Origin of the sequence: Kamptonema animale CS-326 (assembly GCF_028330895.1) — a bacterium.
Classification (GTDB): domain Bacteria; phylum Cyanobacteriota; class Cyanobacteriia; order Cyanobacteriales; family Microcoleaceae; genus Kamptonema; species Kamptonema formosum.
Genome location: NZ_JAQMUA010000375.1, coordinates 1 through 8,289 on the forward strand (window position 1 = coordinate 1; position 8,289 = coordinate 8,289).

Genomic DNA, 8,289 nt, shown 5'->3' on the forward strand with positions numbered 1-8,289 from the left:
AGAAGGGAAGAAGGGGAAGAAGGGGAGAAGGAGAAGAAGGGGAAGAAGGGGAAGAAGGAAAAGAAGGAGAAGAAGGGGAAGAGGCGAATAGAATCAGCGAATTTGGTGGAACTTAGAACGTCTTAACCAACGAAAGCGGCTGTTATATTCGAGCGGTATCGATAAAGTTTCTCAACGCGCTGTTACCATACTCCTCAACCAGGAATATATTGAAATATGTAAGAAATTTGAAGTTATGATGAAGAGAAGTGAAATATAAACAATTTGTACAGCAAAGTGGTAGGATTTGATAGACTGGGTTTAGAAATCAAAAGACGCTGCATCTATAAAAAATAAGGTTCAACAAATTAGGGTCGGGGTGCAGCTACAAGATAAGAATATGTACAGATTTTTTTCCTCAACTTTTTAGTTGTGTTACTGCTGTACATACACCAGATTACAAGACAAGCACCTGAAGTACATAGAAATTAGATCTAAGGATATGGCAATGCCGTGTCTCTACGGGGATCGACAAATGGGTGTACTTCATATAATGGGGAATTTGCTATATCCCGAACCTGTAATTTTGGTCATAAAAAAATGTTTTCACCTGGCAATTTCTGGATTTTAGCCATTCTCAAGAATTTAGGATTGGCAAGCCAAAAGCCTGACCAACCAGTAGTTCCAGAAAACTCTCTACCGAGAGTGACATAATAAGGGTAATACATTATACTCAACAGCAGAAGTTAATATATAATCCGGGACAGTACATTGACTCAATCTTATGAGTCAATCAGAAGATAAAATTTACCTCACAAAAACTATATGATTACCTCTCACCAAATAACAATTGCCAGTATCCTATCAAGTGCAGCTTTAGCTGTGCCTTTAGTCATTTTCCCCTGGGTTCAGGATGCAGCGCAAGCCAAGGGCAACTCCAGCGCGATCGCCCCAGCTAGGGCTAACCCATCTCTAATTGCCATTCAGTTCCGAGCACCAGGGGACGGCGTACCCCCTGATACCACAGGTGGCGGTACTCGTGGCATTCAGTTCCAAGCACCAGGGGACGGTGTACCCAGCGACACCACAGGTGGCGGTACTCGTGGCATTCAGTTTCAAGCACCAGATGACAATTCACCCAGTAACACCACAGGTGGCGGTACTCGCGACGGGGTAAGGTTTGCTGCACCAGATGACAATTCACCTAGTAACACCACAGGTGGCGGTACTCGCGACGGGGTAAGGTTTACTGCACCAGGTGACAGTTCACCCAGTAACACCACAGGTGGTGGCACTCGCGACGGGGTAAGGTTTACTGCACCAGGTGACGATTCACCCAGTAACACCACAAGTGGTGGCACTCGCACTGTCCACTTTGAAGCTTCAGGGGAAGACTCGCCGAAGCCTACAATCTTAGGTAGCAGTGGCAAAGACGAACTTTCCTTGTTTATCCCCTTGTTGCCTCCAACCAAGCTCGGACGTACAGTGGCGGGACACCCGACATTCTTTGTGTACGTGCCCCAGGGAACTCCCAAGCAAATATTTTTCAGTTTGCAAAGCACGGACAGAAAACATCACTACCAGACGACTTTTGACATTTCAGGTAAGCAAGGCATTATCAGCTTTACTCTACCCGCTGATGCTCCAGAGCTAGAAGTTGGTAAAGATTATTTATGGTTCTTTGCTACGATCGAACCAGGTCAGATATTGCAACCGGGTAACTACGGCATCAACGGTTGGATCAAGCGAGTTCCACCTCCAGCGATCGCTAGTTTAAAGGAGAAACTGACACCATTAGAGGCAGCTACGCTATATGCTGAATCTGGGATTTGGTACGATACTCTGGCGCTACTAGCTTCTGCGAGGCGATCGCAACCAGAAAATCAGACCTTAGTTTCCGAGTGGAAGGCATTGTTGCAGCAAGTTGGTTTAGAGAACCTTGCAGCTATTCCGTTGGTAGAGTTGTAATCCAAAATCAATAATGCTTAACTTCAGAAAGCAGGTTGTTAAGTGGCAAGGAGTAGTGGCGATCGCGGCCACTACCACCATCGTTACCATTGCTGGAAGTACCCTTGGCTTATTTCAACTACTTGAATGGGCAACAATTGACCAATTTTTTCGGTTCAGGCCAGCAGAACCCATAGACCAGCGTATTATCATCGTTGCTATCAATGAGTCAGACATCAAATACGCAGGAACTTGGCCGATCTCCGATCGCCTCTTAGCTCAATTGCTCAACAAGATTAAACAACAACAGCCACGAGCGATCGGTTTGGATCTTTACCGCGACTTGCCATTAGAACCAGGACATCAAGAATTAGTCAAAGTCATGGAGTCCACACCCAACTTGATCGGGATTGAGAAAGTTGTGGGTAATGCTGTAGCACCGCCACCAACTTTAAAGAAATCGAATCAAGTCGCAGCTTCCGACTTAGTATTAGACGCAGATGGCAAAGTGCGACGAGCTTTGATGTCTGTCGGCCCACAATTTAGAGAGGGATTAGGCGTTAGGATAGCCTTAGATTATCTGAAACCACAAAAAGTGGAACTGCGGATGATTGATGCCAAACATCAAAAAATCGGGCTGGGTAAGGCTACATTTACACCTTTAACAGGGGAAGAAGGAGGCTACATTGCTCCTGGTAGTAAAGGTGGCTATCAGATTTTAGTGAATTATCGCGGTTCAATAGAAAGCTTCCTAGTCATATCGATGGCTGATGTCCTCGAAGGTAAGATTCCTGAAGGACTGATGCGCGATCGCGCAGTCTTTGTCGGTGTTGTCGCTGACAGCCTCAAAGATATTTTTCGTACCCCCTACAGCAGCAGTCTACTCTCTGCACCTCAATTAACTCCTGGTGTAGCAATTCACGCCAATATTACCAGTCAAATATTAAGCGCAGCTCTCCAAGGAAGACCTCTACTGCGAGTTTGGAATCAGCAAGCAAACTGGGTATGGATTGCCCTTTGGTCTTTCAGTGGTGCTGCTGGAAGTTGGACGTTATTGGCATCAAGTTATTTAAAGAAAAACAACTTTTCAACTGTAACTATTTTATATATTTTAGTCGCAGGAACCTGCCTGATAGGAATCAGCTTTATTGCTTTTTTATGGGGGTGGGTAATTCCCGTTTTTTCGCCGTTACTTGCCTTGACTATTGCAGGAATTTTAACCACTAATCACCACAATTATTGGCAATTAAAAACAGCAAATGAAAAATTGCAAACAGCCAATAGTGATTTAGAAACAGCAAATAATCAGTTAGAAGAATATTCGCGGAATTTAGAGTTAAAAGTTACTGAACGCACCCAGGAATTAGAAGCAGCTAAAGTTGCCGCCGATTTTGCTAACCACGCTAAAAGTGAATTTTTAGCAAACATGAGCCATGAACTGCGAACACCGCTCAACGGCATTTTAGGCTATGCTCAAATTTTAGAGCGATCGCAAGCGCTAGCCTCTAAAGAGTTAGACGGAATTCGGATTATCCATCAGTGCGGCGACCATTTGCTCACCTTAATTAACGATATTTTAGACCTGTCAAAAATTGAAGCTAGGAAACTCGATCTCTACCCAACAGAGTTGAGATTCCATAATTTTCTGATTAGCGTTGCTGAAATTTGCCGAATTAAAGCCGTTCAAAAAAGTATTGACTTCTCTCCTCCAAAAGTTTCTGAATTACCCCTCAAAATCTATGCTGACGAAAAACGACTGCGACAAGTTTTAATTAATCTCATTGGCAATGCCATTAAGTTTACTGACAGCGGAGGAGTCAACTTTAAAGTAGAAATTCTTAGCAAAAGCGAATGTTCCTTAGAGGACAGCAATCTCTGGACAACTGAGACAGAAAACAACCAATTTTCAGCGGCAAAAATCAGATTTTCCATAGAAGATACTGGCATTGGTATGACTTCAGAACAGCTTAATAAGATATTTTTACCATTCGAGCAAGTGGGAGACAAATCGCGAATGGCAACCGGAACAGGGTTAGGATTAGCGATTAGCCAAAGAATAGTAAATTTGATGGGAAGTCAGTTAGAAGTAGTTAGTCAATTCGGGGAAGGAAGTATTTTTTGGTTTGACGTAGAACTTCCGGTTAATTTCACTCTTCCCGAAGCAACATCTATTTCACCATCCACCAGTAAAATCGTTGGAATCCAAGGAGAAAGCCCAACTATATTAGTTGTAGATGACAGTTTTGAAGCTCGTCATATTATTACCTCAGTTCTTTTATCAATCGGTTTTTATATTATAGAAGCTGGTGATGGTCAAGCAGGATTGAAAGCCGCGAAAAACTCTAATGTTGACTTAATTGTTGCTGATTTGAATATGCCAATTATGGATGGTTGGGAAATGCTCCGCCACATTCGCTCCGATCCCCAACTTAAACAAGTGCCAGTTGTAATTTGTTCCGCCAATATTTTTGAGGAAACACAACAGCAAAGCTTTGAAATAGGAGCAAATGAATTTTTATCAAAACCCATTGAAATCGATCTGCTTTTGGAGGTGTTAAGAAAGCATTTAAATCTGGAGTGGGTGCGGGAAGAAAAATTAACAGAGTTGGGACAAAAAACAATGCCAACACCTGCCAAATTAGAAGAATTAATAGCAAAAGTAGTTCTACCTCACACATCACTAGAAAAGCTTCATGATTTCGCATTGAAGGGGAATATAAAGGCAATTAAATTAATCTGTGATGAGCTAGAAGACGCAGATAAAACTTACGCACCCCTAATTGATGAATTACGACAACTCGCTGATAACTTTGCTGTGAAGAAACTCCAAATTTTAATTGAAAAATTGGTAGATAATCATCATAAAACTTGACAAAGCTTATGAATAAACAAGAAGAAACACCAATAAATGCCACAATTTTGTTAGTAGATGATAACCCTACCAATTTAAGAGTTCTCTCAGAAGCTATGTCAGATTCTGGTTGGACAATTTTGGTAGCAACCGATGGAGCGAGTGCCATTAACCAAGTAGAATATGCTCTTCCCGACTTGATATTACTAGATGTAATGATGCCAGGAATTGACGGTTTTCAAACCTGTTATCTGTTGAAAGAAAACCCCAAAACCTATGATATTCCTGTGATATTTATGACAGCTTTGAGCGATGTAGTTGATAAGGTAAAAGGATTAAAGTTAGGTGCTGTAGACTATATTACTAAACCATTCCAACAGGAAGAAGTGTTAGCTCGCGTAGCTATTCACTTGAAATTACGTTTTTTGAATCAAAAATTGATAGAGCAAAATGAACTTTTAGAACAACGAGTGGAAGAGCGGACACTTGAACTTAAACAAGCAATGCAAGAATTACAAAACTCTCAATTGCAATTAGTACGGGGTGAAAAAATGTCTACTCTGGGTCAGTTGGTAGCAGGGATCGCTCACGAAATCAATAACCCCATTGGCTTTATTTCTGTCACTATTGGTCAACTTAAAGAAAATATAAAATCCCTATTAGAACTGATTGATTTTTATCAACAAGAACACCCGACACCTTCAGCTAAACTTCAAGATTTTTTGGATGACATTGAATTAGATTACTTAAAGAAAGATTTGCCCAAAATGCTTTCATCAATGAAGGATGGAACAGATCGCATCAGTAATATTAGCGTTTCGCTGAGGACTTTTTCTCGCATAGACTCTTTGTCTTTGGTAGAATTCAACGTTCACGATGGAATTGATAGTACGTTAGTGATTTTAAAGTACCGATTGAAAGCTAATGAGAGCCGCCCGGAAATTCAAGTGGTACGCAACTATGGGGATGTGCCACTAATTAAGTGTTATTCTGGTGAATTAAACCAGGTATTTATGAATCTCTTAAGCAATGCGATTGATGCAGTGGAAGAAACGAACAATGGACGTAGCTTTAGCGAAATTATGAGTAATCCGAACCAGATTTTGATTGAGACATCTGTGCAAAATTCTCACTTAGCGATCGCGATTAAAGATAACGGTTGTGGGATGAGCGAAGAAACCGCAGCTAAACTATTCAGCTATATGTTTACAACAAAGCCGATAGGGAAAGGGACAGGTTTAGGGTTATCGATTGCTTCCCAAATCATTGAAGAAAGACATCATGGTAAATTAAGCTATAAGTCGGTTTCGGGAAAAGGGACAGAATTTTTGATTGAGCTTCCTTTTAATTAAGAAGGGGCTAGGGGCTAGGGGCTAGGGGAAGATAGGGGGAGAGGGGGGAGATGGGGAGGATGAGGGAGGGATTATTAACAATTAACAATTAACAATTAACAATTAACAGTTAACAATTAACAGTTAACAATCAACCAAAGAAACCGGTTTTTTGACGAAAATACTTCGCCTTTATCCACAGATTCTCTCAAAAATCCGGTTTCTGGGACTCCATAGTAAGTCCTATTTTACTTAAGTAGTCGGACATAAATAAACGTAGCCATGTTATTGCGAGTTGCGAGGAACGAAGCAATCTGAGGAACGAAGCAAACAGAAGCAATTCGCTTGGGCTTTGAGATTGCTTCGCTGGGTTCGCAATGACATTCTTTATTTTTTCCAGCTACTTAGGTTGGTACTAATTCTCCTGGCCGCAATCTCGCCCATTTCCCTGTTTCTTGCTTGAAACTCAGACAACCGACGACATCCCATTCCATTTCTATTTCCTCTTGACGAGTACGGATGTTGACGTTGATGCTGGGTTCAATGGGGTCGAAATCGGGGGTTTCGGTGAGGTGAGGCTGCTGGTGTTGGGTTTCTACGGCGTTGTAGGTGAGACAACGGTCTACGTAGTGGCAGTTAATACAAATACACATTGCTAAATTCCTCTGTGCATTTCAAAAAAACGATCGCACGGTTAATTGACTGGGGATTCTGTTAATGTAGCTTAGACAGGATGCTATTGGCTTGAGATCTGAGTTGATTTTTGTTGCTATGTCTAGTATTTCTCTTTCTACATTATCTCCTAATACTTGGCCTTTTGAGTTGAAAGAGCTGCCTGGGCCTGCTTATTTAGTCGGCGGTGCGGTGCGGGATGCTTTGCTGGGGCGAGTTTCTGAGTATTTGGATTTGGATTTTGTGATGTTGGCTCCGGCAGTGAAGACGGCTCGTAAAATTGCTAATCTGTATCAGGCTGGGTTTGTGTTACTGGATGCGGAGCGACAAATTGCGCGGGTGGTGTTTGAGGGCGCTACGGCTGATTTTGCTCAGGCGGAGGGGGGGAATTTGGAGACGGATTTGGGGCGGCGGGATTTTCGATTGAATGCGATCGCCTACAATCCTTTTACTGGGGAAATTATCGATCCTGTGGATGGTCAAGCGGATTTACAGGCGCGGATAATTAGGATGGTTTCGCCTGCTAATTTGCGGGACGATCCGCTGAGGTTGTTGAGAGCTTACCGCCAAGCTGCTCAGTTAAATTTTGCGATCGCGCCTGAAACTCATGCTACCATCCGGGAGTTAGCGCCGCTATTAAGTCAAGTGGCTGTGGAACGAGTGCGATCGGAGTTGGGTTATTTGTTGAATAATCCTGTGGGAGTTCCTTGGATCTGTCGCGCTTGGGAAGATAATTTAATCTCAGTCTGGTTTCCGAGTGCGGGCGATCGCTTTGATAGATTGACAAGGATTAATGCTGCTGTTATTACTTTAGCAGAAGTTTGGCCTAATTTGGCTGTGGAGTTATCCCAATGGGTTCGCGATACGATTAAAACACCTCTATTAGCTATTGCTAAGTTAGCCTGTTTGGTGAATCCAGATCCGGTGGTTGCTGAGGTTGAGTTGATGACGTTGAAGTACAGCAATGCGGAGATTAAGGGCGTTATTTCACTATTAAAATATTTGCCAAAACTGCAAGAAAATGATATTGCTGAATTGTCTTTGAGAGAGCAGTATTTTTTATTTCGCGATTTAGGAAATGTATTTCCAGCTTTAGCTATTTTTGCTTTAGCGGCGGAAGTATCATTTGATAGAATTTTAGTTTTAATTCATCGGTATTTGGATGCAGAGGATCGGGTTGCTCATCCGACACAGTTAGTTAGCGGGAATGATTTAATGGCAGAGTTTAATTTACCTAGAAGTCCGTTAATTGGACAATTGTTATTAGAGATTCAGTTAGCGCGAGTTGAAGGTAGAATTTCTACTCGTGAAGAAGCGTTAGAATTGGCGGCAAAGTTGGTTGGTAATGTGCTATAATTGTTCTATATATAAAATTTTATCCTAATGAACAACAACTTGAACAGTATATCGAGCGGCTTAACGAATGAGCAACAGCAGCAAATGGCAGTAGCTAAGTAGTCAGACAAAATTAATTACATAGGTTTCTCCAAATTCTCGGAGAATTTTTTC

General features: G+C 42.0%; 5 protein-coding genes. 4 read left to right on the forward strand and 1 reads right to left on the reverse strand.

The window, feature by feature from the left end; genetic code table 11:
- The first annotated feature begins 804 nt into the window (after positions 1-804).
- From PN499_RS21835 to PN499_RS21845, 3 genes are read left to right on the forward strand one after another with little or no spacing between them, the layout of a single operon-like run.
- Positions 805-1,947, forward strand: a complete 1,143-nt coding sequence (locus tag PN499_RS21835; RefSeq protein ID WP_272034563.1) for a DUF928 domain-containing protein — start codon at positions 805-807, stop codon at positions 1,945-1,947.
- A gap of 13 nt (positions 1,948-1,960) precedes the next feature.
- Positions 1,961-4,798 (forward strand): CHASE2 domain-containing protein, encoded by a 2,838-nt coding sequence (locus tag PN499_RS21840; protein ID WP_272034565.1) that lies wholly within the window; start codon positions 1,961-1,963, stop codon positions 4,796-4,798.
- An 8-nt stretch (positions 4,799-4,806) separates the two neighbouring features.
- Positions 4,807-6,129 carry a hybrid sensor histidine kinase/response regulator gene (locus tag PN499_RS21845; RefSeq protein WP_272034567.1) on the forward strand — a complete coding sequence of 441 codons (1,323 nt, stop codon included), beginning with the start codon at positions 4,807-4,809 and terminating at the stop codon, positions 6,127-6,129.
- 383 nt (positions 6,130-6,512) lie between these two features.
- Here PN499_RS21845 and PN499_RS21850 read toward each other — a convergent pair whose 3' ends face one another.
- Positions 6,513-6,761, reverse strand: a complete 249-nt coding sequence (locus PN499_RS21850; protein ID WP_007354526.1) for a Ycf34 family protein — start codon at positions 6,759-6,761, stop codon at positions 6,513-6,515.
- A 118-nt stretch (positions 6,762-6,879) separates the two neighbouring features.
- Here PN499_RS21850 and PN499_RS21855 point away from each other — a divergent pair, with 118 nt between their 5' ends.
- Positions 6,880-8,136 carry a CCA tRNA nucleotidyltransferase gene (locus PN499_RS21855; RefSeq protein WP_272034569.1) on the forward strand — a complete coding sequence of 419 codons (1,257 nt, stop codon included), beginning with the start codon at positions 6,880-6,882 and terminating at the stop codon, positions 8,134-8,136.
- Positions 8,137-8,289: the final 153 nt, after the last annotated feature.